Source organism: Massilia sp. 2TAF26, assembly GCF_052115005.1.
In the GTDB taxonomy this organism is placed as follows: Bacteria; Pseudomonadota; Gammaproteobacteria; order Burkholderiales; family Burkholderiaceae_D; genus Telluria.
In genome coordinates, this window is sequence record NZ_JBFRFV010000003.1 from 215,775 (window position 1) to 239,908 (window position 24,134).

22 protein-coding genes and 1 tRNA gene are annotated in these 24,134 nt (G+C 64.4%); 13 read left to right on the plus strand and 10 right to left on the minus strand.

The window, feature by feature from the left end:
• Nucleotides 1–57 precede the first annotated feature (57 nt).
• Nucleotides 58–234 (plus strand): hypothetical protein, encoded by a 177-nt coding sequence (locus AB4Z32_RS04660; protein ID WP_441934746.1) that lies wholly within the window; start codon nt 58–60, stop codon nt 232–234.
• Between the two features lie 82 nt (nt 235–316).
• On the opposite strand, the gene AB4Z32_RS04665 is transcribed toward AB4Z32_RS04660, so the two are convergent.
• The 3 genes from AB4Z32_RS04665 to AB4Z32_RS04675 form a co-directional block, all read right to left on the minus strand.
• On the minus strand, nt 317–3,439 hold the full coding sequence (locus AB4Z32_RS04665) for an efflux RND transporter permease subunit (protein WP_441934747.1): 3,123 nt from the start codon (nt 3,437–3,439) through the stop codon (nt 317–319).
• A gap of 4 nt (nt 3,440–3,443) precedes the next feature.
• Nucleotides 3,444–4,655 carry an efflux RND transporter periplasmic adaptor subunit gene (locus AB4Z32_RS04670; RefSeq protein ID WP_441934748.1) on the minus strand — a complete coding sequence of 404 codons (1,212 nt, stop codon included), beginning with the start codon at nt 4,653–4,655 and terminating at the stop codon, nt 3,444–3,446.
• A 152-nt stretch (nt 4,656–4,807) separates the two neighbouring features.
• Nucleotides 4,808–5,773, minus strand: a complete 966-nt coding sequence (locus AB4Z32_RS04675) for an endonuclease/exonuclease/phosphatase family protein (protein WP_441934749.1) — start codon at nt 5,771–5,773, stop codon at nt 4,808–4,810.
• Nucleotides 5,774–5,811: 38 nt separating this feature from the next.
• Between AB4Z32_RS04675 and ybaK the strand changes: the two genes are divergently transcribed.
• The 3 genes from ybaK to AB4Z32_RS04690 all read left to right on the plus strand — a co-directional run bounded on the left by ybaK (nt 5,812) and on the right by AB4Z32_RS04690 (nt 7,986).
• On the plus strand, nt 5,812–6,303 hold the full coding sequence (gene ybaK / locus AB4Z32_RS04680) for a Cys-tRNA(Pro) deacylase (RefSeq protein WP_441934750.1): 492 nt from the start codon (nt 5,812–5,814) through the stop codon (nt 6,301–6,303).
• Nucleotides 6,304–6,379: 76 nt separating this feature from the next.
• Entirely contained in the window at nt 6,380–7,027 is a 648-nt protein-coding gene (gene plsY, locus AB4Z32_RS04685; RefSeq protein ID WP_441934751.1) for a glycerol-3-phosphate 1-O-acyltransferase PlsY, read from the plus strand.
• Between the two features lie 308 nt (nt 7,028–7,335).
• The gene (locus AB4Z32_RS04690) at nt 7,336–7,986 is read left to right on the plus strand and encodes a DsbA family oxidoreductase (RefSeq protein ID WP_441934752.1); all 651 of its coding nucleotides are present in this window, start codon (nt 7,336–7,338) and stop codon (nt 7,984–7,986) included.
• On the opposite strand, the gene AB4Z32_RS04695 is transcribed toward AB4Z32_RS04690, so the two are convergent.
• The 3 genes from AB4Z32_RS04695 to AB4Z32_RS04705 all read right to left on the minus strand — a co-directional run bounded on the left by AB4Z32_RS04695 (nt 7,983) and on the right by AB4Z32_RS04705 (nt 11,125).
• Nucleotides 7,983–8,828, minus strand: coding sequence for an endonuclease/exonuclease/phosphatase family protein (locus AB4Z32_RS04695; RefSeq protein ID WP_441934753.1), 846 nt, complete (start codon nt 8,826–8,828; stop codon nt 7,983–7,985). The genes AB4Z32_RS04690 and AB4Z32_RS04695 overlap by 4 nt on opposite strands.
• Nucleotides 8,829–8,926: 98 nt before the next feature.
• Nucleotides 8,927–9,964, minus strand: a complete 1,038-nt coding sequence (gene tsaD / locus AB4Z32_RS04700) for a tRNA (adenosine(37)-N6)-threonylcarbamoyltransferase complex transferase subunit TsaD (RefSeq protein ID WP_441934754.1) — start codon at nt 9,962–9,964, stop codon at nt 8,927–8,929.
• 102 nt (nt 9,965–10,066) lie between these two features.
• Nucleotides 10,067–11,125, minus strand: a complete 1,059-nt coding sequence (locus AB4Z32_RS04705; protein WP_441934842.1) for a 3-deoxy-7-phosphoheptulonate synthase — start codon at nt 11,123–11,125, stop codon at nt 10,067–10,069.
• Between the two features lie 142 nt (nt 11,126–11,267).
• Here AB4Z32_RS04705 and ybiB point away from each other — a divergent pair, with 142 nt between their 5' ends.
• On the plus strand, nt 11,268–12,242 hold the full coding sequence (gene ybiB / locus AB4Z32_RS04710) for a DNA-binding protein YbiB (protein ID WP_441934755.1): 975 nt from the start codon (nt 11,268–11,270) through the stop codon (nt 12,240–12,242).
• Nucleotides 12,243–12,244: 2 nt separating this feature from the next.
• Here ybiB and AB4Z32_RS04715 read toward each other — a convergent pair whose 3' ends face one another.
• On the minus strand, nt 12,245–13,699 hold the full coding sequence (locus AB4Z32_RS04715; RefSeq protein ID WP_441934756.1) for a hypothetical protein: 1,455 nt from the start codon (nt 13,697–13,699) through the stop codon (nt 12,245–12,247).
• 113 nt (nt 13,700–13,812) lie between these two features.
• Between AB4Z32_RS04715 and AB4Z32_RS04720 the strand changes: the two genes are divergently transcribed.
• From AB4Z32_RS04720 to AB4Z32_RS04745, 6 genes are all read left to right on the plus strand, one after another.
• Nucleotides 13,813–15,039, plus strand: a complete 1,227-nt coding sequence (locus tag AB4Z32_RS04720) for an NAD(P)/FAD-dependent oxidoreductase (protein WP_441934757.1) — start codon at nt 13,813–13,815, stop codon at nt 15,037–15,039.
• Between the two features lie 117 nt (nt 15,040–15,156).
• Nucleotides 15,157–15,369, plus strand: a complete 213-nt coding sequence (gene rpsU, locus AB4Z32_RS04725) for a 30S ribosomal protein S21 (protein ID WP_005665410.1) — start codon at nt 15,157–15,159, stop codon at nt 15,367–15,369.
• Between the two features lie 136 nt (nt 15,370–15,505).
• On the plus strand, nt 15,506–15,955 hold the full coding sequence (locus AB4Z32_RS04730) for a GatB/YqeY domain-containing protein (protein ID WP_441934758.1): 450 nt from the start codon (nt 15,506–15,508) through the stop codon (nt 15,953–15,955).
• Nucleotides 15,956–16,118: 163 nt separating this feature from the next.
• Nucleotides 16,119–17,921: a DNA primase gene (gene dnaG / locus AB4Z32_RS04735; RefSeq protein WP_441934759.1), complete on the plus strand. Its 1,803-nt coding sequence runs from the start codon at nt 16,119–16,121 to the stop codon at nt 17,919–17,921.
• Between the two features lie 249 nt (nt 17,922–18,170).
• A complete protein-coding gene (gene rpoD / locus AB4Z32_RS04740) occupies nt 18,171–20,378 on the plus strand; it encodes an RNA polymerase sigma factor RpoD (protein WP_441934843.1) in 2,208 nt (735 codons plus the stop codon).
• Between the two features lie 120 nt (nt 20,379–20,498).
• Nucleotides 20,499–20,577, plus strand: a tRNA-Ile gene (locus AB4Z32_RS04745).
• Nucleotides 20,578–20,742: 165 nt separating this feature from the next.
• Here the strand turns inward: AB4Z32_RS04745 and AB4Z32_RS04750 are convergent.
• Both AB4Z32_RS04750 and AB4Z32_RS04755 read right to left on the minus strand, forming a co-directional pair.
• Nucleotides 20,743–21,084, minus strand: a complete 342-nt coding sequence (locus tag AB4Z32_RS04750; RefSeq protein ID WP_441934844.1) for a zinc ribbon domain-containing protein — start codon at nt 21,082–21,084, stop codon at nt 20,743–20,745.
• Nucleotides 21,048–22,127: an RNA-guided endonuclease InsQ/TnpB family protein gene (locus tag AB4Z32_RS04755; protein WP_441934760.1), complete on the minus strand. Its 1,080-nt coding sequence runs from the start codon at nt 22,125–22,127 to the stop codon at nt 21,048–21,050. The genes AB4Z32_RS04750 and AB4Z32_RS04755 overlap by 37 nt, the downstream gene beginning before the upstream one ends.
• A gap of 181 nt (nt 22,128–22,308) precedes the next feature.
• On the opposite strand from AB4Z32_RS04755, the gene AB4Z32_RS04760 reads away from it, so the two are divergent.
• Nucleotides 22,309–22,767 carry a nuclear transport factor 2 family protein gene (locus tag AB4Z32_RS04760; protein WP_441934761.1) on the plus strand — a complete coding sequence of 153 codons (459 nt, stop codon included), beginning with the start codon at nt 22,309–22,311 and terminating at the stop codon, nt 22,765–22,767.
• Nucleotides 22,768–22,828: 61 nt separating this feature from the next.
• On the opposite strand, the gene AB4Z32_RS04765 is transcribed toward AB4Z32_RS04760, so the two are convergent.
• Nucleotides 22,829–23,494 (minus strand): endonuclease III domain-containing protein, encoded by a 666-nt coding sequence (locus AB4Z32_RS04765; protein ID WP_441934762.1) that lies wholly within the window; start codon nt 23,492–23,494, stop codon nt 22,829–22,831.
• 190 nt (nt 23,495–23,684) lie between these two features.
• On the opposite strand from AB4Z32_RS04765, the gene AB4Z32_RS04770 reads away from it, so the two are divergent.
• Complete coding sequence (locus AB4Z32_RS04770) at nt 23,685–24,134, plus strand: glycine zipper 2TM domain-containing protein (protein ID WP_441934763.1); 450 nt, start codon at nt 23,685–23,687, stop codon at nt 24,132–24,134.

The window sequence follows — 24,134 nt, forward strand, 5'->3', positions numbered from 1 at the left end:
CGGGTCTGGTGAGTCATAATGGTCTAGTAATACCCTTCCCACACGCACGAGGACACCATGGCCAAGACCAATTTCCAGTATGAAAAACGGCAACGTGAGTTGGAGAAAAAGAAGAAGGCTGAGGAAAAGGCCAAGCGCAAGCTGGAGGCCAAGCAGCACAAGGGGGAGGAGGGCGGTGCCTCCCCCGAGGAGGATGCGGCGGAAGTGGCTGAGCCGGAGCGGGACTCGGCTTAGTCAGCTTCAAAGCCGTCATTCCGCGCAGGCGGAAATAGTGCCACTGGCACTATTTCCGCCTGCGCGGGAATGACCTGCAAACTTACGCGGTTTGTTCCTTGCCGTCGGCAACTCCGCTTTCCTGATCAACTCCGTGCCCCTTCTGGAACCACCGCTTGGCCCGCTTGCCAAAGCTGTCCAGGTAGGTGTACGCCACCGGCACCACCACCAGGGTCAGCAGGGTCGAGGTGATCACGCCGCCGATCACCGCGCGGCCCATCGGCGCCTGGTTTTCCGCGCCTTCGCCCAGGCCGATCGCCATCGGCAGCATGCCGAAGATCATCGCCAGGGTCGTCATCAGGATCGGGCGCAGGCGCACCTGGCCGGCTTCCATCAGCGCCTCGAACTGCGACTTGCCTTCACGCTGGCCCTGGTTGGCGAAGTCCACCAGCAGGATCGCGTTCTTGGTCACCAGGCCCATCAGCATCACGACGCCGATCACCGAGAAGATGTTCAAGGTGCTCTTCGTGACCAGCAGGGCCAGCAGCACGCCGATCAGCGACAGCGGCAGCGACATCATGATCGCGACCGGCTGCAGGAAGCTGCCGAACTGCGAGGCCAGCACCAGGTAGATGAAGATGATCGCGATACCCAGGGCGATGGCGAAGCCGCCCATGGTCTCGTCCATCTGCTGCGACTGGCCGCCGACGTCGAAGCGCACGCCTTCCGGCAGGTCGATGGATTTCATTGCCGCGTTCACGTCCTTCATGACGTCGCCCAACGGACGGTTCTCGAGGCCGGCATTGATCGCCACACGGCGTTCCAGCGCCTGGCGCTTGAGCACCTGCGGGCTGGTCGAGGGCACGAACTCGACCACCTGGCGCAGCGGCACCATGATCGGATTGCCGGCCGCGTCCAGCTTGCTCGAGGCGACCGACAGGTCGGCCAGGTCGGCCACCTTCTGGCGGCCCGACTTCGGCAGCTGCACGTTGACCTCGTAGTTCTGGCCGTCCGGCGCCAGCCAGCGGTTGGTCTGGTCGCCGCCGACGAAGGGACGCAGGGCGGAACCGATCTGCTGCACCGACAGGCCCAGGTCGGTCGCCAGTTCCTGGTTGATCTTCACGATGGTGGCCGGGTTCGCGCCTTCCTGGCTGTACTGGATGTCGGCCACGCCCTTGATCTTCTTCATCTTGTCGATCAGGAGGTGCGCGACCTTGTCCAGATTCGCCTCGTTGCTGCCGAGGATGGCGATGGAGATCGGGCGATTACCGACGGTCATCTCGACGCCGGCGATGCTGGCCAGGCGGTCGCGGATCACCTTTTCCATTTCCTGCTGCGAGCGGCGGTGGGTCTTGCGCACGTCCGTCAGCTTCAGGTTGATCGCCGAGGTATGGCGGCCGTCCCAGGCGCCGACCACGGTCTGCATGTTATCAATTTCCTTGAACTCGCCCAGCGCGGCCTCGATCTGGCGCACCTTGGCGTCGTTGTAGTCGAGGCTGGAGCCGACCGGCACCTTGAAGTTCAGCTGGACGTAGCCGTCGTCGACCTGGGGCACGAATTCGCCGCCGATCATCGGCACCAGCAGCAGGCTGCCGGCGAACACCGCGAAGGCGAAGGCCAGGGTCGACTTGCGCCAGGCCAGCGAGAAGCCCAGCACCTTCGCATACCAGCCGTGCACACGGTCGATGCCGACGTCGATGCGCGCCATCAGGCGGCCCAGCCAGGGGACGTACTTGAAGCGATCCTTGACCGGGTCCGGCCACACCGAGGACAGCATCGGGTCCAGTGTGAAGCTGACGAACAGCGACACCAGCACCGCCACCGCCACCGTGATCCCGAACTGCAGGAAGAAGCGGCCGATGATGCCTTTCATGAAGGCAATCGGCACGAACACGGCGACGATCGCGAAGGTCGTGGCCATCACCGCCAGGCCGATCTCGTTGGTACCGTCTTCGGCGGCCCTGGCGTGGCTCTTGCCCATGCCGAGATGGCGCACGATGTTCTCGCGAACCACGATGGCGTCGTCGATCAGCAGGCCGATCGACAGCGACAGCGCCATCAGGGTCAGGAAGTTCAGCGTGAAGCCGAAGTACTTCATGGCGATGAAGCTGGCCAGCACCGAGATCGGCAGGGTCAGGCCGGTGATCACCGTGCTGCGCCAGGAATGCAGGAACAGGAACACGATCACCATGGTCAGCACCGCGCCCTCGACGATGGTCTCCTTGACGTTGTCGACCTGGTGCTGGACCCTGCTTGATACGTCGTCGAGGATGCGGAACTCGACGTCCTTGGGCAGGGTCTGCTTCATTGCCTCGATCGCCTTTTTGACGTTGACGCCGACCTCGACGGTATTCGCGTCCTGGACCTTGGCGATTTCCAGCGACAGGGCGCGCTGGCCGTCCACCCGCGAGATCGATTGCTCTTCGGCGGCGCCGTCGCTGATCTCGGCCACCTGGTGCAGGTAGATCGGACCGTTGGCGCGCTTGGCGACGATGATGCGGCGGAAGTCGGCCGCTTCCTTCATCTTGCCTTCGATGCGCACCAGGTTCTCGCGTTCGCCGTGGCTGATGCGGCCGGCCGGCAGGTTGGCGTTGGTGGCGGTGATCGCGGCCATGATTTCGTCGATGCCGACGTTCAGGCTGCGCAGCTGGTCGGGACGGATGTCGACCAGCACCTGGCGGTTCTGCTTGCCGTTGATGCGCACCTGGCCGACTCCGGCCACCGCCTGGATGCGCTTGACGATCACCTGGTCGACCAGCATCGACAGGTCGCGCAGGCTGCGCTCACGGGACAGCAGCGCCACCTGCAGCACCGGCTGCGCGTTCTCGCTCTCCTGGCGGTAGACCACGGGTTCCTTGACTTCGCGCGGGAAGCCGCCGCGCAAGGTACTGATGCGGTCGCGCAGGTCCTGCACGGCGCGGTTCATGTCGACGTTCAGCTGGAACTCGACGCCGACGCCCGAACGGCCTTCCCAGGAACTGCTGCGGATGGTCTTGATGCCGCCGACGGTGTTGGCCGCTTCCTCGATCGGCCGGGTGACGTCGTTCTCGACCTGTTCCGGCGAAGCGCCCGGATAATTGGTCTCGATCCACACGCCCGGGATCTCGATGTTCGGCATGCTTTCCACGCCCAGGCTGCGGTAGGAGAACAGGCCGAGCACCATCAGGCCGACCATCACCATGGTCGCGAAGACGGGATGCTTGATGCTGATACGGGTGATCCACATGGGTTCAGCCTTTCTTCGCCGGGGTGGCCGGGGTGGCTTCCGGCAGCTTGACCTTGTCGCCCGGCTTGACGCCGTCCAGCTTCACGGCCAGTACCAGCGCGCCGGGATCGATGCCGTCGATCGCCTCGACCAGGCCGTCGTCCTCGTTCTTCAGGCCGAGCGTGACCGCTTTGGCCTCGACCTTGCCGCCGTCGACGCGGTAGACCACGTCGCGGCCGCCTTCCTTGCGCACGCCCAGCAGGGGTAGCAGGGCATGGGGCGCCGATTTCTCGGTGGTGACCATGCCTTTCGCGAACATCCCGGCGCGCAGCACGCCGTCCGGGTTGTCGACGCCGATATACACCAGCATCGCGCGCGATCCCGCCTCGGTGGCGGGATTGATGCGCACGACCTTGCCGGCGAAATTGCGCTCGCCGAAGCCGTCGACCTTGAACTGCACCTCCTGGCCTACCTTGATGCGCGGGATGTCGGAGGCCGGCACCTGGGCGTCCAGGGTCAGCTGCTTGAGGTCGACGATGGAGAACACCGGGCTGTCCGGCGACAGCTTCTCGCCGGCCTGCACGTGGCGCTTGCTGACCACCCCGGAGATCGGCGCGCGGATCGCGGTGTCCGCCAGCGAGATGCGCGCCAGTTCCAGCTGGGCGCGCGCGGCATCGACCGAGGCCTGGGCCAGGTCGACCGCATTGGCCGTGGTGTCGAAGGCGTTCTGGGCGATGTAGTTCTGCTTGAGCAGGGCGGCGCTGTTGGCCATGTTCTTCTTCGCCAGCGCCAGGCGCGCCGAGGCCTCGTTCAAGGCCGCCTGCTGCTGGGCGACGCGGGCGCGCGCCTCGTTGTCGTCCAGGCGCGCGATGACCTGGCCGGCCGTCACGTTCATGCCTTCCTGCACCGTGGTCTGCAGCACCACGCCCGACACCTTGGACTTGACCGTGGCCTGGGCCAGCGGGGTGAGGGAACCGGACAGGGGCAGCGTCACCGCCAGCGGCCGCGCCTCCACGCGTGCGATGTCGCGCGCCGACAGTTCGTGCACGGTGGCCTTCTTCTCCGCCGCCGCCGCTGGCGCCGGGGCGGGAGAGGCGCTGCCTTTGTGCGTGTAGGCATAACCGCCGCCGGCGACGGCCAGCACGGCAAGGACGATGACGGGCACGCGCCAGCGGCGGCGCGCGGATGTCGGTTCGACGGGGGGAGGCGCCAGCGGCGGCAGGGATTCGATCTTCATGGCGGATGGTCCGGTCTCTTATTCGCGTGATGAGAGAATAAGGATGGGGATGACGAACAGCTATCGGAATGCGACGAGCCGTGCAATCGGACCGACGAAACGTCGAAAAGGCGGATCGGACGTCTGTACGATTGGCGTGTCCGGACAATCAGTCAGGCATCGCCGGGCTGGCCGGTCTCGAACAGCCGCAGCCGCGCCAGCACCTGCCCATGGTCGGAGGCTTCCGGCAAGCCCAGGTCGAGGTGGTCGTTCAGGTAGACCACGTCGACGATTTCTCCCAGCGCACCCGCCAGTTCGCCATTGAATTCCCCGGACACGAGGATGTGGTCGATGGTCGTGTATTGACCTTCATGCAAGTTGGAAAAGCCGACATGGCGCAGGCGGTCCTGGCGGCGCTGCAGCTGGCAGGCGTCGTACAGGCGGTCGCCGCTGGGGGCGCCGATGCCCAGCACGATGCCGGTGGTGACGGCGTCGGCGACGTCGTTGAAATCGCCCAGCACCACCCGCGGGCGGTGGCGTTCGCGGCCCAGCTTCGACAGGAGCACGCGCAGGGCGGCGGCTTCGGTGCCGCGCCGGATCAGCGAGCGCAGCGAGGCGAGCGCGAACAGCTGGGGATCGTCGCCGGTGTCGCTGGCGCGGTAGTCCGGGCGGCGCGACTTCAGGTGCACGACCACCACGTCGGCCACCAGGCCGGGCCGGAGCTCGATCGCCGCGTGCAGGGGCGCGCGGGTGAAGCGCTCCGGGTCGCGGTTCCCGGGCGGCATCGCAATTCCCGGCGGGAAATAGGGGAAGGATTCGGGGGCGTCGGCGAGCGGCAGGCGCGACACCAGGGCGACGCTGGGCGTCAGCTTCTCGGCGCCCGGATCGGGGTCGAAGCCGACGTGGATCGCTTCGCGGTAGCGGCGGGTGCGCGACAGGGCCTCCGCCAGCGAGGCCTGCGAGAAGACTTCCTGGAAGCCGATCACGTCGGCGCCCAGCATGTCGATCTGGTGTGCGGTCCAGGCGATTTTCGCTTCGTACTCTTCCGGCGTACTCGGTTCCAGGTTCTCGTACAGCCGCGCACCCGGCGGTGCCAGGTTGCAGACATTGAAGGTGGCAAAGCGAATTTCTTGCTGCATAATAAGCAACTCCTCCGTTTGTTTTTAGCGTAACACGCATGGCCAAGAAAGAGCACATTTCAGAGACCCCGGCAACGCAGTTCCTGCGCAAGAACGGGGTCGTATTTTCCGAACATCCCTACGAGTACGAGGAGCATGGCGGGACCGCGGTATCGTCGCGCGAACTGGGCGTGGACGAGCACGCGGTCGTGAAGACCCTGGTGATGCAGGATGAGGCGGCGCGCCCCCTCATCGTGCTGATGCATGGCGACCGCAAGGTATCGACCAAGAACCTGGCGCGCGCCATCCCCTGCAAGTCGGTCGAGCCCTGCAAGCCGGAGGTGGCGCAGCGCCATTCGGGCTACCTGGTCGGCGGCACGTCGCCGTTCGGCGTGCGCAAGGCGATGCCGGTGTACGTCGAGGAGAGCATCCTGTCCCTGCCCAGGATTTATATCAATGGCGGCCGGCGCGGCTTCCTGATCGGGATCGATCCGAAGGCGCTGGTCGAGGTGCTGAAGGCCAGGCCGGTGCAATGCGCCCTGGCGGATTAGCGTTCAGCTCGGCCGATGGTGTATATTCCACGCGCCTGAGCAATTGCCGGCGCAAGCCATATAAGAAAGAAACAGCATGGACAGCTCGACCATTTACACCATTGTTTTCACCATCGCGGCCTACCTGATCGGCTCGATCTCCTTCGCGGTCGTGGCGAGCCGCGCCTTCGGCCTGTCCGACCCGCGCACCTACGGCTCCAAGAACCCGGGCGCGACCAACGTCCTGCGCAGCGGCAGCAAGAAAGCCGCCATCGCCACCCTGATCGGCGACTGCGCCAAGGGCTGGCTGGCGGTATGGCTGGCGGTGCACTTCGGCGACCGCTTCGGCGTCGAGGACGGCGGCATCGCCCTGGTGGCGGTGGCGGTCTTCGTCGGCCACCTGTGGCCGGTATTCTTCCGCTTCGTCGGCGGCAAGGGCGTGGCCACGGCGCTCGGCGTGCTGCTGGGCCTGAACGTCTGGCTCGGCCTGGCGACCCTGGTGACCTGGCTGGTGGTGGCCTACGCCTTCCGCTACTCCTCGCTGGCGGCGCTGGTGGCCGCGGTCTTCGCACCCTTCTACTACGGCCTGCTGTTCGGCGCGGACGAAAAACTGTTCGCCGTCGTCATCATGAGCGCACTCCTGCTCTACCGCCACGGCAAGAACATCTCCAACCTGCTGGCCGGCAAAGAATCGCGCATCGGCAGCAAGGCCGCAGCCACCAAGGCCACCGCCAGGAAAAAATAACCCCAATTCGGGGTCAGAGCACTTTTTCAGGCAAATTCGGGGTCAGAGCACTTTTCTCAGCAATGGCTCCTGAGCAGCATTCTCAAGCCCTGCCGCGACTTGCGCGTGGCCGGGCTTTGTTTTTGCGGGCCATCCGGTGGCGCTGTTTGCGCGCTGGCCATTTCCTGAAAAAGTGCTCTGACCCCGAATTTTTGACGGGGCGTTTTCGTGCACGCGCTGCCTGCTTTCGTTCGATGTGTCACCATATGTCCCAGGCCGCATGAATGGCGGCGCCAATTCCAGGAAGGTGGTGAGTCGTGAGCAAGCAAATGAGAATCGATTTCGTGTCGGATGTATCGTGCCCCTGGTGCGCGATCGGCCTGAAATCGCTGGAGAAGGCGCTCGAGCGCGTCGCCGGCGAGGTCCAGGCGGACATCCATTTCCAGCCGTTCGAGCTGAACCCGGGCATGGGGCCCGAGGGGCAGGACATCTTCGAACACATCACCGAAAAATACGGATCCACGCCGGCCCAGCAGGAGCAGTCGCGCGAGATGATCCGCCAGCGTGGCGCGGATGTCGGCTTCACGTTCGACATGAGCAAGCGTGGCCGCATCTACAACACCTTCGACGCCCACCGCCTGCTGCACTGGGCCGAGAACCAGGGCGAAGGCCGCCAGCGCGCGTTGAAGGAAAAGCTGTTCGAAGCCTATTTCACGAAAGGTGAGGACCCCAGTTCGCGCGAAGTGCTGGTGCGGGCCGCCGGCGAGGCGGGGCTCGACCAGGAGCAGGCGCGCGCCGTGCTGGAGTCGAACAGCTTTGCCGACGAGGTGCGCCAGCGCGAGTACTACTGGCAGCGCGCCGGCATCCGTTCGGTACCGGCGATCGTCATCAACGAGCGCCACCTGATTTCCGGCGGCCAGCCGCCCGAGGTGTTCGAGCAGGCGCTGCGCCAGCTGGCGCAGCAGGAAGAAACGGTCTAGGTCAAATCGAGTACGACCGGCTGGTGATCCGAGGCCGCGGTCTCGGACTGCACGTTGAGCTCCACGACGCGCGGCGCCAGGTCCTCGGTCACGAAAAAGTAGTCGTAGCACTCCGCGCGGTCGGGCCACGGGTAGCCGTGCAGCCCGGCCGTCGGCGCCCGCGCCATCGCGCCGTGGCGGACCTTCCAGGCATCCACCAGGGGCAGGACGCCATCGCCGGGTGGTGCCAGCAGTGCGCGGTAGTCCTCCGACTCCGGCGTGAAATTGAAGTCGCCGCAATAGATGGCGGTGCCGGGCCGGAAGCCCAGCTGGAAGGGCGGGTCGAGATCGGGCTCGGGCTGGTAGATCGCGGCCCGCGCGCAGGCTTCCGCATGCAGTTCGCGGATGCGCGCCACCTGGGCGCGGCGCTGCGGCGGCGAATAGTACTCGAGGTGGGTGGTCAGCACGCGCAGCTTGCCGCCGGGCGCGTCGAGCACGGTTTCGATCAGCCCGCGCGGCATGCCTGACGGGTATTCCGGCGCGGCCGGCCACGGCAGCATGTGGCGCTGGGCCTGGGTGATGCGGTACTTGGACAGCAGGATATTGCCGAACTGGCGAGGCAGGTTGTTACGGTAGATTTCGCTCGGCGCTTGTTCGATCATGTGGAAGCCGCCGAGCGCTCCGCCGAGCTGCTTGAACTGGCTGGCGGTGGCGCTGCCCTCGAGTTCCGGGTGGTTTGCCGCGACTTCCTGCAGGCAGATCACGTCCGGATTCAGCTTGCGCAGCACGTCGATGATGGCGTGGATCCGGATGCGCCCGTCCTTCCCGCAGCCCCAGTGAATATTCCAGCTGACGATGCGCATTCGATACCTCCGTAAAACTCGACTGCCCGATATTGCCATCTATTCGGGCCGAAAGGTCACACGTTAGGATCAATATCAAGCTTGCAAGTTCACATTTCTCAGGCGGCTTCGATCTCGTCCAGCGGCCAGCGCGGACGCACGTTGAAGCCGTAGTCATGCCTCGCGGCCGCCGGATTGCGCTCCAGCCGCAGCGCGCCGGCGAAGGCGATCATCGCCCCGTTGTCGGTGCAGAACTCCAGCTCCGGATAGTAGACCTTGAACTTCTTCTTCGCCGCCGCCGCGTTCAGCGACTCCCGCAATTGGCGATTCGCGCCGACGCCGCCGGCGATCACCAGGCGCTTCAGGCCGGTGTGCTTGAGCGCGGACACGCACTTGGCGGTCAGCACGTCGACGATCGCATCGACGAAGCCGCGCGCGATGTTCGCCTTGTCCTGCTCGCAGATGTTGGCGATCCCGGAGCGGCTGTTCTTCACCACCGTCAGCACGGCGGTCTTGAGGCCCGAGAAGCTGAAGTTGAAATCCTTCGAGTGCAGCATCGGCCGCGGCAGTTTATACGCTTCCGGATCGCCGAATTCCGCCAGGCGCGAGATCGCCGGTCCGCCCGGATAGCCCAGGCCCAGCAGCTTGGCCGACTTGTCGAAGGCTTCGCCGGCGGCGTCGTCCAGGGTTTCGCCCAGCAGCGTGTAGCGGCCGACGCCGTCGACCCGCATCAGCTGCGTGTGGCCGCCCGAGACCAGCAGGGCGACGAAGGGGAATTCCGGGCGCTCGCTGGCCAGCAGCGGCGACAGCAGGTGGCCCTCGAGGTGGTGCACGCCGAGCACGGGCTTATCCAGCGCCAGCGCCAGGCTGCAGGCCACCGAGGAGCCGACCAGCAGGGCGCCGGCCAGGCCCGGACCCTGGGTATAGGCGATGGCGTCGATGCGCTCCTTCGGCAGGTTGGCCTGGGCCAGCACCTGTTCGAGCAGCGGCAGGGCGCGGCGGATGTGGTCGCGCGAGGCGAGTTCCGGCACCACGCCGCCGTACTCCTCGTGCATCGCAACCTGCGAGTGCAGGGCATGGGACAGCAGCCCGCGCTCCGTGTCGTACAGAGCCAGGCCGGTTTCATCGCAGGAGGATTCGACGCCGAGGACAATCATGGGAATAGCGGAAGTGGGAAAGCACAATCCGCCATTGTAACGTAGGGTGGACGCGGCCGGCGAGGACACCGTGCCCACGCGGACGCCAGCGTTATGCGAACGTCAAGGCCGCTGCAAGAGTTCCTTGTGCGCCCCACGCAGCATCGCCTCGGTATCTTCCCAGCCGATGCAACCGTCGGTCACCGAGCAGCCGTACTGCAGCTGCGACAGGTCTTCCGGAATCGGCTGGTTGCCGCTGACGATGTTCGATTCGATCATCACGCCCACCAGCGACTGGTTGCCGTGCTTGATCTGCTGGATCACGTCCGACATGACCAGCGGCTGCAGTTCCGGCTTCTTGTAGCTGTTGGCGTGCGAGCAGTCGACCACCAGGTTGGCCGGGAGCTTGGCCTTCCTGAGCGCCTGTTCGGCGATCGCCACCGACACCGAATCGTAGTTCGGACGGCCGCCGCCGCCGCGCAGCACCACGTGGCCGTAGGCGTTGCCGCGGGTACGCACGATCGACACGCCGCCCTGGCCGTTGATGCCCAGGAAGGAGTGCGGGCTGGACGAGGACAGCACGGCGTTGACGGCGATGCTGACGTCGCCGTCGGTGCCGTTCTTGAAGCCGACCGGCGTCGAGAGGCCCGAGGACATCTCGCGATGGGTCTGCGATTCGGTGGTGCGCGCGCCGATCGCGGTCCAGGCGATCAAATCGCCCAGGTATTGCGGCGAGATCGGATCGAGGGCTTCGGTGGCGGTCGGCAGGCCCATCTCGCAGACGTCGAGCAGGAACTGGCGGGCGCGTTCCATGCCGACGTCGACGCGGAAGGAATCGTCCATGAAGGGATCGTTGATATAGCCCTTCCAGCCGGTCGTGGTGCGCGGCTTTTCGAAATACACGCGCATCACCAGCACCATCGTATCAAGCACTTCGGCCTGCAGCGCCTTCAGGCGGCGCGCATAATCCAGGCCGGCGACCGGGTCGTGGATCGAGCAGGGGCCGACCACCACGAACAGGCGCTTGTCCTTGCGGTCGAGGATGTTACGCAGGGTTTCGCGGCCCTTCATCACGGTGGTGAAGGCCGTGTCGGTCAGCGGCAGCTTCTGGTGCAGCTCGACCGGGGACGGCATGGTCGCGAACGAGGTAACGTTGGTATTTTCGATATCGGGCGTGATCAGCATGGCTAGACGATTTTCCGGGCGTTGTTGTCGTTGGAAGAGGACCAGTCTAGCCGGAAATCGCATATGTTGCACTGCAATGCGAGAAAAATTCGCCGGGCGCCGATGCATTCGCGCCAAGCGCCTGCGGTATGCTATCGCCATGACGACCAATCACGAACCCGATCTCGCACCCTTCCGGGCCGCCCATTTCATCAAGGAGATCGGCCGCGGCGTGAAGGGCGCGCGCAGCATGTCGCGCGAGGATGCCGGCGCGCTGTACGGCGCCATGCTGGACGGCCGCGTATCCGACCTGGAACTGGGCGCGATCCTGCTGGCGATGCGCATCAAGGGCGAATCGGTGGACGAGATCGCCGGCTTCATGGATGCGGCGGAGCGCTCCTTCACGCCGCTGCCGTCGCCGCCGGGACCGTATGCGCCGGTGCTGATTCCCAGCTACAACGGCGCGCGCAAGCTGGCCAACCTGACGCCCCTGCTGGCCCTGCTGCTGGCGCGCGAAGGCGTGCCGGTGCTGATCCACGGCGTGCAGCAGGACCCGGGACGCGTGACCACCGCCGAGATCCTGGCCGAGATGGGCATTGGCCCGACCGGTTCCACCGCCGACATGCTGGACGCCTTCAGCAAGCGCAAGCCCTGCTTCATGCCCATCGAGACCCTGGCGCCCAGGCTGGCCCACCAGCTCTCGCTGCGCCGCATCCTCGGCGTGCGCAATTCGACGCACACGCTGGTCAAGATCCTGCAGCCCTTCGAAGGGCCGGCGCTGCGCCTGGTCTCCTACACCCACCCCGAATACCTGGCGATGCTGACCGAGTACTTCCGGAACGCGGCGCCGGCCGCGCGCGGCGACGCCTTCCTGATGCGCGGCACCGAGGGCGAGACGGTGGCGAACGCCAACCGCGCCCAGCAGATCGACTGGTTCCATGCCGGCACGCAGACCCTGCTGGCCGAGCGCGATCCGCCGGCGGATGAACTGGCGCCGGCGCCGGAAGGGCGCGACGCGGCCGCCACCGCCGACTGGATCCAGCGCGCCCTGCGCGGCGAACAGCCGGTGCCGGCGCCGATTGCGGCCCAGGTGGCGCATTGCCTGCGGGTGTCGGCGGCGCTGCGCGCAGCCTGAACTCAGTCGCGCCGGTTCGGGCCGAGTTTCTTGAGCGCTTCCTGCTGAGCGGCGAGCCTGCGTGCGGCCGCCGGCGCCGCTTTCACACGCGTGTTGAAATCTTCCAGGCTACTGAAATCGCCATCCTTGCGCCGGCTGGCGAGGGCGCGACCGGCCGTCTTCTCGTCCAGACCGAGGGCCAGCAGGTGAGGGCGCTCGGCCGTGTTCAGGTCGACTGCCAGCGTGGGCGAGGCCAGCAGCCAGATCGCCGGCTTGACGTGGCGGGCCAGGCGCTCCGGCTGCGCTTGCGTTTCGGCGACGGCCTGCGCGAAGCGGGTGCGCAAGGGCTTGAGCATGGGGACGAAGGCCTCGCCGTCGCCGGCCAGCGCGGGCGCGAAGCCGGCCTGGCTCGCGGCCGCCAGTGCAGGCGAGACCAGCGCGCCGTGGCTGGTCTCGGCCAGGACGGCGATGAAGCGTTTTCCATCTTCGGGCGCCTCCCGCGCCAGCGTACGCGCCAGCAGCGGCAGCAGCGGTGTCGCGGCGTCCAGCTTTTCCCGCGACATCGCATGCAGGGCACGGAACATCGGCGCATAGCGCGCGCCGAGGGCCGCCGCATCGGGCGTGGCCAGCTGGCGGTAGAAGAAGGTGGACAAGGCGCCTTCGCTGGCCAGCATCTGGGCCGCGCTCTTCAATCGGGCCGGGTCGAAGGACGGCGAGAGGTCGAAGGCTTGCGCGGATATGCTCGGCCGCGCCGTTTGCCGGTAGACGAACCAGTTGCGGCGCATGCCGTCGATGCGCATCGTGCGGTCCAGGTTGCTGAGCCATAGCGCGGTGTCCGCCTTGCCTTCCAGGCCGGCGTCCTGGGCGCGCAGGCGGGCGTTCTGCGTCAGCAGGCGCGCCAGGCCCTGGAAGTGGGTGGCCCAGCCTTCGTCGAAGGCGGTCTGCTGGTCGGTCACGCTGAAGCTGTGGTGGGGCGTGCGCGAATAGCCGGCGGGAAGGCCAGGGAGCAGGCGGCGCAGCATCACGTGGCCCAGTTCGTGGGCGAAGATCTCTTCGAAGCTGCCGTCGTCCACGCTGCCGGCATCGACCACCAGGTCGACCATGGCTTCGTCGACCCAGCGGGTGGCGCCGCCTTCCCGCAGCCAGAAGCCGCGCCGCGCGAAGCCGCCGTCTTCCTGCGACAGGTACAGCCAGGTGGTGCCGGCGGGTGCGCCGGCGGTCTTCATCGCCAGCTCGTCCAGGGCGAGGACGGCGGCGGTCGTGCCGCTGGCGGCTTCGCGCTGCAGGGCCTCGTAGAGCCGGCCGTCGCGGACCCGGGTCACCACCGGCGCCGGGCCGGCGCTGCCGGGAGCGGGACGCATCAGGACGACCTTGCCCTGGATGACGGGAGCGAGCACGCCGAGTTCGGCAGCCTGGGCACTGGCGTCGATGGACAGGAGCGTGGCGGCGGTCAGGAAGCAGCGCTGGACGATGTTCATGGCGGAAAGCATAACGTCCCGTCGAGCCGCCGTGTTCAAAATCGGATATGTATGCGTGGATGGGCCTGCCGGCTTACAATCTCGTCTTTTGTCGGCAGGGCGGGACGGTTGGTATGGCAAGACGATACGATGTGGTGGTGATCGGCGCGGGCGCGGCCGGCATGATGTGCGCGGCCGTAGCAAGCCAGCGCGGCAAGCGCGTGCTGCTGGTCGACCATGCCGCCAAGCTGGCCGAGAAGATCCGCATCTCCGGCGGCGGCCGCTGCAACTTCACCAACATCAATGCGGGCTGGCAGAACTTCCTGTCGGAGAATCCGCACTTCTGCCGCAGCGCACTGTCGCGCTACACGGCCCAGGATTTTTTGACACTTGTAAAAAAATACCGCATCGCCCACCACGAGAAGCACCGCGGCCAGCTGTTCTGCGACGACTCGTCGGAACAGATCATCCGCATGCTGAAGGCCGAATGCGAGGTCGGCGGCGTCGAGTGGCGCATGCCCTGCAAGGTGAGCGGTGTGGAGCAGCTGGAAGACGGCGCCTTCATCGTCGGCACCGACAGTGGCGATATCGGGGCCGCGAATGTGGTGGTGGCCACCGGCGGCCTGTCGATCCCGAAGATCGGCGCCACCGACCTCGGCTACCGCATCGCGAAGAAGTTCGGCCTCAAGCTGATCGAGCCGCGCCCCGGCCTGGTGCCGCTGACCTTCGATGGCCCGAGCTGGCAGCCCTTCGTGCCGCTGGCGGGCATTGCGCTGGAGGTCGAGGTCGAGACGGGGTCGAGGAAAGGGAAGGGCGCCAAAGGGGAAGCTAAATTCGGCCACTTCCGCGAAGACCTGCTGTTCACCCACCGCGGCCTGTCCGGCCCGGCGATCCTGCAGATTTCCAGCTACTGGCAGCCGGGCACGCCCATCGTGCTGAACCTGCTGCCCGAACTTGACGTGGCCGAAGAGCTGATCGCTGCCAAGACGAGCGTGAAGAAGCAGCTCGGCAATATCCTGTCGCAATGGCTGCCGGCGCGCCTGGCCGAAGGTTTGTTGATCGCCAACGGCTTTGCCCCGGACGCGCGCCTGCCTGACATGGCCGACGCCAAACTGCGCAAGCTGGGCGATGCGATCAACCGCTGGGCCATCGTGCCGACCGGTTCGGAAGGTTATCGCAAGGCCGAGGTGACCCTGGGCGGCGTCGATACGCGCGAACTGTCGCAGCAGACGATGATGGCGAACAAGGTGCCGGGCCTGTATTTCATCGGCGAGACGGTCGACGTGACGGGCTGGTTGGGCGGTTACAACTTCCAGTGGGCCTGGGCTTCCGGGTATGTGGCGGGCGCCAGCATCGAGTGATTTCCCCACGTGTGGCAATTCAGGCACATGCCTGGGGCATGATGAGAAAACCTACCACGCATCTTGAAAAGCTGTTAGAATTTCGTTCTTCCCTAAATCCAACGGTTTCATTTTTACATGACCACTATCCGCCTTAAAGAAAACGAGCCGTTCGAAGTCGCTATGCGTCGCTTCAAGCGCACTATCGAAAAAACCGGTCTGCTGACCGAACTGCGCGCACGCGAGTTCTACGAGAAGCCGACTGCAGAGCGCAAGCGCAAGCTGGCCGCCGCCGTGAAGCGTCACTACAAGCGCATCCGCAGCCAACAGCTGCCGAAGAAGCTGTACTAATTCCATTCAGCTGCCTGATCCGGCGACGGCCTGTGCCAGTCCCGGCTTTCGAGGCCTGAATATGTCGAAGCCCGCTCCGGTCGATACCGCAGCGGGTTTTGCCTTTTTCCCAATCCAAAAAGAACACGGAGAATCCATGAGCTTGAAAGCACAACTGACCGACGACATGAAAGCCGCGATGCGCGCCAAGGAAAGCGGACGTCTGGCCACCATCCGCCTCGTCCTTGCCGAAATCAAGCGCAAGGAAGTGGACGAGCGCATCGAGCTGGACGATGCCCAGGTGACCGCCGTCGTCGAAAAGATGATCAAGCAGCGCAAGGATTCGATCACCCAGTTCGAGGCCGGCGGCCGCCAGGACCTGGCCGATATCGAAAAGGCGGAACTGGGCATCCTGACCGCCTATATGCCGGCCGGCCTGTCGGACGAGGAAATCGCCGCCGAAGTGCAAGCCGCAGTCGCTGCTTCCGGCGCCGCCGGTCCGCAGGACATGGGCAAAGTGATGGGTATCCTGAAACCCAGGCTGGCAGGCCGCGCCGATATGACGGCCGTGTCGGCACAAGTGAAGAAGGCGCTGGCGGGCGCGTAACTAGTCGATGCGCTTGCCGGCTGGCGCGGCTGAGGTGTCTTTGCCACGGCCGCGTCAGCTTTCTCCGATTCAGGGTGGCAATGCCCTGTTGCCTTGCTGCAAATCAACCTGTAGCGAGCGCTGCGGTATAGTCTGCGTTTAGACAAACACTGTTATCTATCTAGTGATTCCGCAATCATTCATTACCGATCTGCTCAACCGCGTTGATATTGTCGATGTGGTCGGCCGTTACGTCCAACTGAAGAAGGGCGGCGCCAACTACATGGGTCTGTGCCCTTTTCACAATGAAAAGTCGCCCAGCTTCACGGTGAGCCCGACCAAGCAGTTCTACCACTGCTTCGGCTGCGGCGCGCACGGCACCGCCATCGGCTTCCTGATCGAATACTCGGGCATGGGCTTCGTCGACGCGGTCAAGGACCTGGCGCAAGGCGTCGGCATGGTCGTGCCGAACGAGGACGACAAGATTCCGCCGGCCCAGCGCGCCGCCCAGCAGGCCCAGTCTCTGGCGATGACCGATGCGCTGAACCAGGCCTGCGACTACTACCGCGCCCAGCTGCGCCAGGCGCCGAACGCGATCGCCTACCTGAAGGGCCGCGGCCTGACGGGCGAGGTTGCCGCGCGCTTCGGCATGGGCTATGCGCCGGCAGGCTGGGACAATCTGCGCTCGGTGTTCAAGGACTACGAGGCTCTCGCGCTGGTCGAGTCCGGCCTGGTGATCGACCGCGTGGACGAGGACGGCGGCAACAAGAAACGCTACGACCGCTTCCGCGAACGCGTGATGTTCCCGATCCGCAACACCAAGGGCCAGGTGATCGGCTTCGGCGGCCGCGTGATGGATGGCGGCGAACCGAAATACCTGAACTCGCCGGAAACCCCGCTGTTCAACAAGGGCCAGGAACTGTACGGCCTGTTCGAGGCGCGCCAGCCGATCCGCGACGCCGGCTATGTGCTGGTGACGGAAGGCTATATGGACGTGGTCGCCCTGGCCCAGCTCGGCTTCCCGCAGGCGGTGGCGACGCTCGGCACGGCCTGCACCAGTACCCACGTGCAAAAGTTGCTGCGCCAGACCGACAACGTGATCTTCAGCTTCGACGGCGACAAGGCCGGCCGCCGCGCCGCCCGGCGCGCGCTGGAAGCCTGTCTGCCGCAAGTGACGGACGACAAGACCATCAAGTTCCTGTTCCTGCCGCAGGAACACGACCCGGACAGCTATGTGCGCGAGTTCGGCGGCGACGCCTTTGCCCGCGAGATCGACGAGGCGATGCCGCTGTCGTCCTTCCTGCTGCGCGAAATCACGGCCGAGCACGACCTCGACACGCCGGAGGGCAGGGCGCATGCCCAGTTCGAGGCCAAGCCGCTGCTGCAGGCGATGGCGCCGACCGCGCTGCGCTTGCAGATCGTGCGCGGCCTGGCCAGCATGACCCAGTCAACCCCGGCGGAGATCGAAGCGTTGTTCGAACTGTCCAAGCCGGTATCGGTCGCGCGCAAGGCGCCGCCGCGCCAGGGGCGTCCGGAGCCGGTCGGGCTGGAATTGCAGATCATGCGCATGCTGGTGGCCCATCCTTCGCTGGCCCTGGACCTCGACGAAGCCGCGCTGCGCGCCTTCGATCACTTCGGCGCCGAGCCGGCCGACCGCCTGCGCTGGCTGGTGGCCCAGGCCCAGGCGCTGGGAGCGAACGCCAGCTTCGCGGCCTTGTCCCAGCAGTTGAAGGAAGCCAGCACCGAGTTCGATCACCTGGTCGCCGAGATCGCTTCGGAACCCGAATCGGATATCGACACGGACCGCGTGTGGATCATAAGTGCTGTGCGGCAAATCAAGATGGATGTCTTAAAACAGGAGTTGAACCAGTTGTTTTCTTCCGGCTTGACCCCAGATCAGGTGAGTGCCCGCTATCGTGAAATCACAGCACAGCAGGACCTCTTGATGCGCGAAGCCGCGAACGACACCCCCGCAAAATTTGCCTGATGCACCTACTAGGCGACATGGGTGTTCTCGACTGGAAAATATGGGGGTGCGTGCTATAATAAAACGCTAACTATTGCAAGCTTTGAAACGATTTTTCGTCTCAAACGCGGCGTGGAGTTTCAGTTAGTGGGCAGTAAAAGCGGGTAACAAAACTTTATCTTTAACTTAGTAAAGTAGGTCGTTGTGACTTCGAAAGCGCCTGTGCCAACCAAGAAACCCGAACCCAAAGTGGCTACCAAATCCATCAGGATGTCCGCCAAGGCGGACAATTCTCAAGACAAGGCGGAAGCCCGCGTTGCGGGTGTTGCGCCTGTGAGCCAGACGACCGACGCGGAAGCACTCGCCGCGATCGATACGTCGGGCTACGTGCTGCCGGCCGTCAAGGTACCCGGACGGCGTGGTCGCAAGCCCAAGGAATTCACGCCCGAGAACGACGAAGTCGCCGCGCTGAACGCGGTCGAGCGCGCCGAACTGAAGGCTGCGGACAAGGCCAAGGCCAAGGACCGCAAAGCCAAGGAAAAAGCGCTGCTGAAAGACGCGTTCTCGTCGGATACCGAAGCGAGCGAAGAAGAGCTCGAAATCCGCCGCCAGAAGCTCAAGGCCCTGATCAAGTCGGGCAAGGAGCGCGGCTTCCTGACCTATTCCGAGATCAACGATCACCTGCCGGACAATATCGTCGATCCGGAAGCGATCGAAGGCATCATCGGCACCTTCAACGACATGGGCATTGCCGTCTACGAGCACGCCCCTGACGCCGAGACCCTGCTGCTGTCCGACAATGTCGCCACCGTCACCAGCGACGACGAAGCCGAAGCCGCCGCCGAAGCCGCGCTGTCGACCGTCGACTCCGATTTCGGCCGCACCACCGACCCGGTCCGCATGTACATGCGCGAAATGGGTTCGGTCGAGCTGCTGACCCGCGAAGGCGAGATCGAGATCGCGAAACGCATCGAAGACGGCCTGCGCGACATGATCCAGGCGATCTCCGCCTGCCCGGTGACGATCGCCGAGATCATCGACGCCTCGCGCCGCATCGAGAACGACGAGATCAAGATCGACGAGATCGTCGACGGCATGGTCGACGCGGACGAATCCGAGGAAACCTCGCCGACCGCGGTCGCGCCGACCTCGTCCGACACCGATGAAGACGACGAGGAAGAAGAGGAAGAGGAAGAAGAGGAAGAGGAAGAAGAAGCCAGCGCCAGTTCCGGCGCGGCCGGCTATTCCGCCGAGCAGCTCGAGCAGCTGAAGGTCTCCGCCCTCGACAAGTTCCACACGATCGAACAGCAGTTCGACAAGATGCGCAAGGCCTACGAGAAGCAGGGCTACAACTCGAAGGACTACGTCAAGGCCCAGGATGCGATCTCGGCCGAGCTGCTGGGCATCCGCTTTACCGCGAAGGTGGTCGAGAAGCTGTGCGACACCCTGCGCGGCCAGGTCGACGAAGTGCGCCACATCGAGAAGCAGATCCTGGACGTGGCCGTGAACCGCTGCGGCATGCCGCGCGCCCACTTCATCAAGGTCTTCCCGGGTAACGAGACGAACCTCGACTGGGTCGACGGCGAAGTGAACGCCGGCCACGCCTACAGCGCCATCCTCGGCCGCAATATCCCGACGATCAAGGAGCTGCAGCAGCGCCTGATCGACCTGCAGGCGCGCGTCGTGCTGCCGCTGCCGGACCTGCGCAACATCAACCGCCAGATGGCGGCCGGTGAAATGAAGGCGCGCAAGGCCAAGCGCGAGATGACCGAGGCCAACCTGCGCCTGGTGATCTCGATCGCGAAAAAGTACACCAACCGCGGCCTGCAGTTCCTCGACCTGATCCAGGAAGGCAATATCGGCCTGATGAAGGCGGTCGACAAGTTCGAATACCGCCGCGGCTACAAGTTCTCGACCTATGCGACGTGGTGGATCCGCCAGGCCATCACCCGTTCGATCGCGGACCAGGCGCGCACGATCCGTATTCCGGTGCACATGATCGAAACGATCAACAAGATGAACCGGATCTCGCGCCAGATCCTGCAGGAGACCGGCGCCGAGCCCGATCCGGCAACCCTCGCGATCAAGATGGAAATGCCGGAAGACAAGATCCGGAAGATCATGAAGATCGCGAAAGAGCCGATTTCGATGGAAACCCCGATCGGCGACGACGACGATTCGCACCTGGGCGACTTCATCGAGGACAACAACACGCTGGCGCCGTCCGACGCGGCCCTGCATGCCTCGATGCGCGGCGTGGTGAAGGACGTGCTGGATTCGCTGACCCCGCGCGAGGCGAAAGTCCTGCGCATGCGCTTCGGCATCGAGATGTCGACCGACCACACGCTGGAAGAAGTCGGCAAGCAATTCGACGTCACCCGCGAGCGCATCCGCCAGATCGAAGCCAAGGCCCTGCGCAAGCTGCGCCACCCGTCGCGCTCGGACAAGCTGAAGAGCTTCCTCGAGGGCAGCAGCTGATCTTCGCCAGACTTGACGGCACTACAGTAAAGGCAATATGCTCTCGCCACTTCGGGCTATCGATGTTTCGACACTATCCTCGAGTGGCGAGTTTTTAGCGTCTTAGGTTGTACCAGTTTCGGGCCTCTAGCTCATGCTTGGTTAGAGCAGCGGACTCATAATCCGTTGGTGCCGTGTTCGACTCACGGGAGGCCTACCAGTAATCAATGACTTACGTCATTTTCTGGAGTTGCACGAGTTCCGCAAATGGCGTAAGTTCCGCGAAATCCATCGCGCGCGCCTCTCCACTGCCCAGTTGATCCCGCTTCAATACCAAGCCGCAGTAAATCACACTGCGGTTTTTTATTAGGGCAAAGAGCACCCCTTAAGTATTAGTTTGTTGGTGCCCGGTTCGACTGCTTTCAAGAATACGCTCAACATGAGTGCTATTCTCTTCCTGCCCCGAGCCGTCTTGCTGACCGTACTCGTACCTGACAGGCGTCACTTTCCCGACTTTCGCCAGCATCATGCCGACAAATGTGTCCGACGTCGCCGCCGGACTCGCCACGGGTAGCGCAGACTGCGCGTGAAGGGCGCTGGTTGCGAGCCGTTGTAGATTGATAGCTGCATTGACGTCGCGGTCGTGCCGTGCATTACAACTGGGGCATACCCAGACGCGGCTGCCCAAGTTCAAGCTTCCGTAGCGTTGACCGCATTTTGAACACAGTTTGCTCGACGGATACCACCGTCGGCCAGTACCAAAGTCGTACCGTAGCGTATTTTCTTGTACTCGAGTTGGCGACGGAAGGCATGAAAGCCCACGTCGGCAATTGCGCGTGCAAGCCGTGAGTTGGCCAGCATGTCGCTTACGTTCAGGTCCTCGATCACTACCGTTTGGTTTTCACGGCAGAGGCGGGTCGTGAGCTTGTGCATGAAGTCTGCGCGCACGTGGGCGATGCGTGCATGCAGTCGTGCCAGCGCACGGGTGCACTTGATTTGGGTTTTTGATACCGGGAGTCGTGTGCCTTTTAGGATACTTCCCGTGATTCCGGCACTAGCCTTGGCGGCTTCTAACTTTCGTGACAAGCGCCGGCTTCGGATGCGCAGGCGTCGCAGCAATACTTTGAGTGGACGCGGGGCGGCAATCTTCTCTCCACTGGACAGAGTGGCGGCAGTGCTAACGCCCAGATCGACACCGGTAACACCATCGCTTCTACGGCACAGGCAAGCGACCTGTTCCGGCACCAGAACCTGCAGCGCTAGAAACCAATGATTGGCGTCCCGACTAACGTTTGCACCCATGATCTTGCCGGGCCATCGCAATGTTTCACGTAATGTCACGCGCCCGACCTTCGGTAGTACCACAGCCATGCCTTCCAGGCGCAACTTGTCGTTGGCGACATAGAAACTGTCGCGGCAGCGTCCTTTCTTCTTGAATACAGGCCTATAGGCACGCTTATGTTCTCTCATTGCCGCAAAGTACCGGTTCCAGGCCACGGCAAGATGAGCGAACGGTTGCGAATGTGCATCGCGATGGATGGTGCGCAGCCATGGCTGCCCGTTGGCGTCGAGCCAAGCTGGATCAGAATACTTGATTGCGTTGAACTGTTTTTTCAGCGCCATCGCGTTCGGACGCTGGCCAGCTGAAAGCTGGCGCTGCCACTCGGCCAGGGCCCAATTCCACACGCGGCGCGCCGTGCCTGCGGCACGAGTAAAGTACTCGCGTTGGACGGGAGTCGGGTCCAATCGGATGCGATGTGCCAGCAGCATGTCGGGAGGGAAGCGCCAAGAAGATGAATCGTTAGATTTGGAATGACATCGTTAGTTCAGCATCAGACGCCATGCTTGTGCTGGCCGTGGCTTTTTCTCCCCAATTACTCGCCCACCATTGCATTTCCCTCCAAAAAACCGATACTGAAAGTCCGATCATCCGACAACCATGGAGGGGATCATGAGCGAGCAAGCAAACATCAGCCTGCTCAAACAGGCGTACGCCGCCTATGACAAGGGCGACATCCAGACCCTGCTGAGCCTGCTTGCGCAGGACATCGAATGGGAGCTTCCGGAAGTGGAAGGCATCCCGTTCACCGGCAAGCGCCACGGCCTGGCCCAGGTGTCCGACTTCTTCCGCATCCTGGCCGAGTGCCAGGAACCGCGCGAATTCAAGCCTGACCGCTTCATCGGGCAGGGCGACCAGGTGGTCGTGCTCGGCCACGGCGCCTATACCGTCAAGGCAACGGGCGCCGAATACAGCGATGACTGGTGCCACGTGTTCAGCATCGCGGGCGGCAAGATCGCGAGCTTCAAGGAGTACTTCGATAGCAACAAGGCCGCCCAGGCCTACCAACCGCGGGGTGCCGGTGCCGGCGCCGCTGCCGGCAAGGGCGCTACGCGTCCGGCCATCCATTGACACTGCATGTTCAAGCCATGCGGCCGCGCCTCCGGGCGTGGCCGCTTCGTCGTGATGGCGCTTACCGGTGCGCCGTCACCCCCACCTGCCGGCACATGTCCAGCACCGGGCAAGTCGAACAACGCGGACGGTTCCCGGTGCAGATGTGCTTCCCGAACGGCACCAGCAGCCGGTTGATGTCGATCCAGTATTGCTGAGGCAGCTTCTTCTCAAGCGCCAATAATGCCTTTTCCGGCGTCGTGGCCGAAACATAGCCCCAGCGCCCGGTCACCCGGTGCACGTGGATGTCGACGCTGATCACGGGCGTGCCGCAGGCAACGCCCAGCACCAGGTTCGCGCACTTGGGGCCGACGCCGGCGAAGGACAGCAGCACCTCGCGGTCGCCGGGCAGGATGCCGCCGACTTGTTCTTCCACTTCGCGCGCGATGGCCAGGATCTGTTGCGCCTTGCGCTCGTGAAAGGTGCTGGGACTGATCAAGGCGTCCAGTTCTTCCCAGGACAAGCGGCAAACCTCCGCAGGCGTGCGGGCCTGCGCGAACAGCTTGCGCGATACCGGCAAGGTCACTTCGTCGTAGGTGCGGATCGAGATCATGCAGGCCAGCAGCTGCTCGAAGACCGAGGTATGGCCTTCCTCGGCCAGCTGGAACAGCGCCGCCTTCGGCCAGGGCCGTACCGCTTCTTCGATGCGTTCGAATGCGATGCCGACGTCGAACGGTCGCTTTTCCATATACCCGGCCTCCGCTCGGTGGATGGCCCAAGGATACGCAGGAGGCGCCCAAATCGGGCGCACGGCTCATCGTTTGAATAATGGTCCCGTTACAACCGCTTGCATTTGATACGGTTTTACTCTTTCCGGAACAGGCCGCCACCGTTAACCTGTGCCCATGCTTAACACAACATACAAAAAGGGGAACATCATGAAAAACATCTCTGCATACGGCTCCCGCCTCGCCATGATCGCCGCTTTCGCCGCGGCCGGCGCCGCACCGCTGGCCGCCCAGGCCGCACCGAACCATCACGCGTCCGCGCAATGCCATAACTGCGGCACCGTGGTCTCGACCCATACCTATGAACGCGCGGCCGAGCGTGGCAGCGGCCTCGGTGCCGGCGGCGGCGCCGTGGTCGGCGGCCTGCTGGGCAACCAGGTCGGCAGCGGCAATGGCCGCACCCTCGCCACCATCGCCGGCGCTGTCGGCGGTGCCTATGCCGGCAACCGCGTCGAGCGCAACATGAACAAGGTCACCTACACCGACGTCCGCGTCAAGATGGCCGCCGGCGGCTACCGCACCTTCACCGAGCAGGGCCGTCCGCGCTTCGGCAACGGCGAGCGCGTGCGCGTGCAGCAGGGCCGCCTGATCCGCGACTGA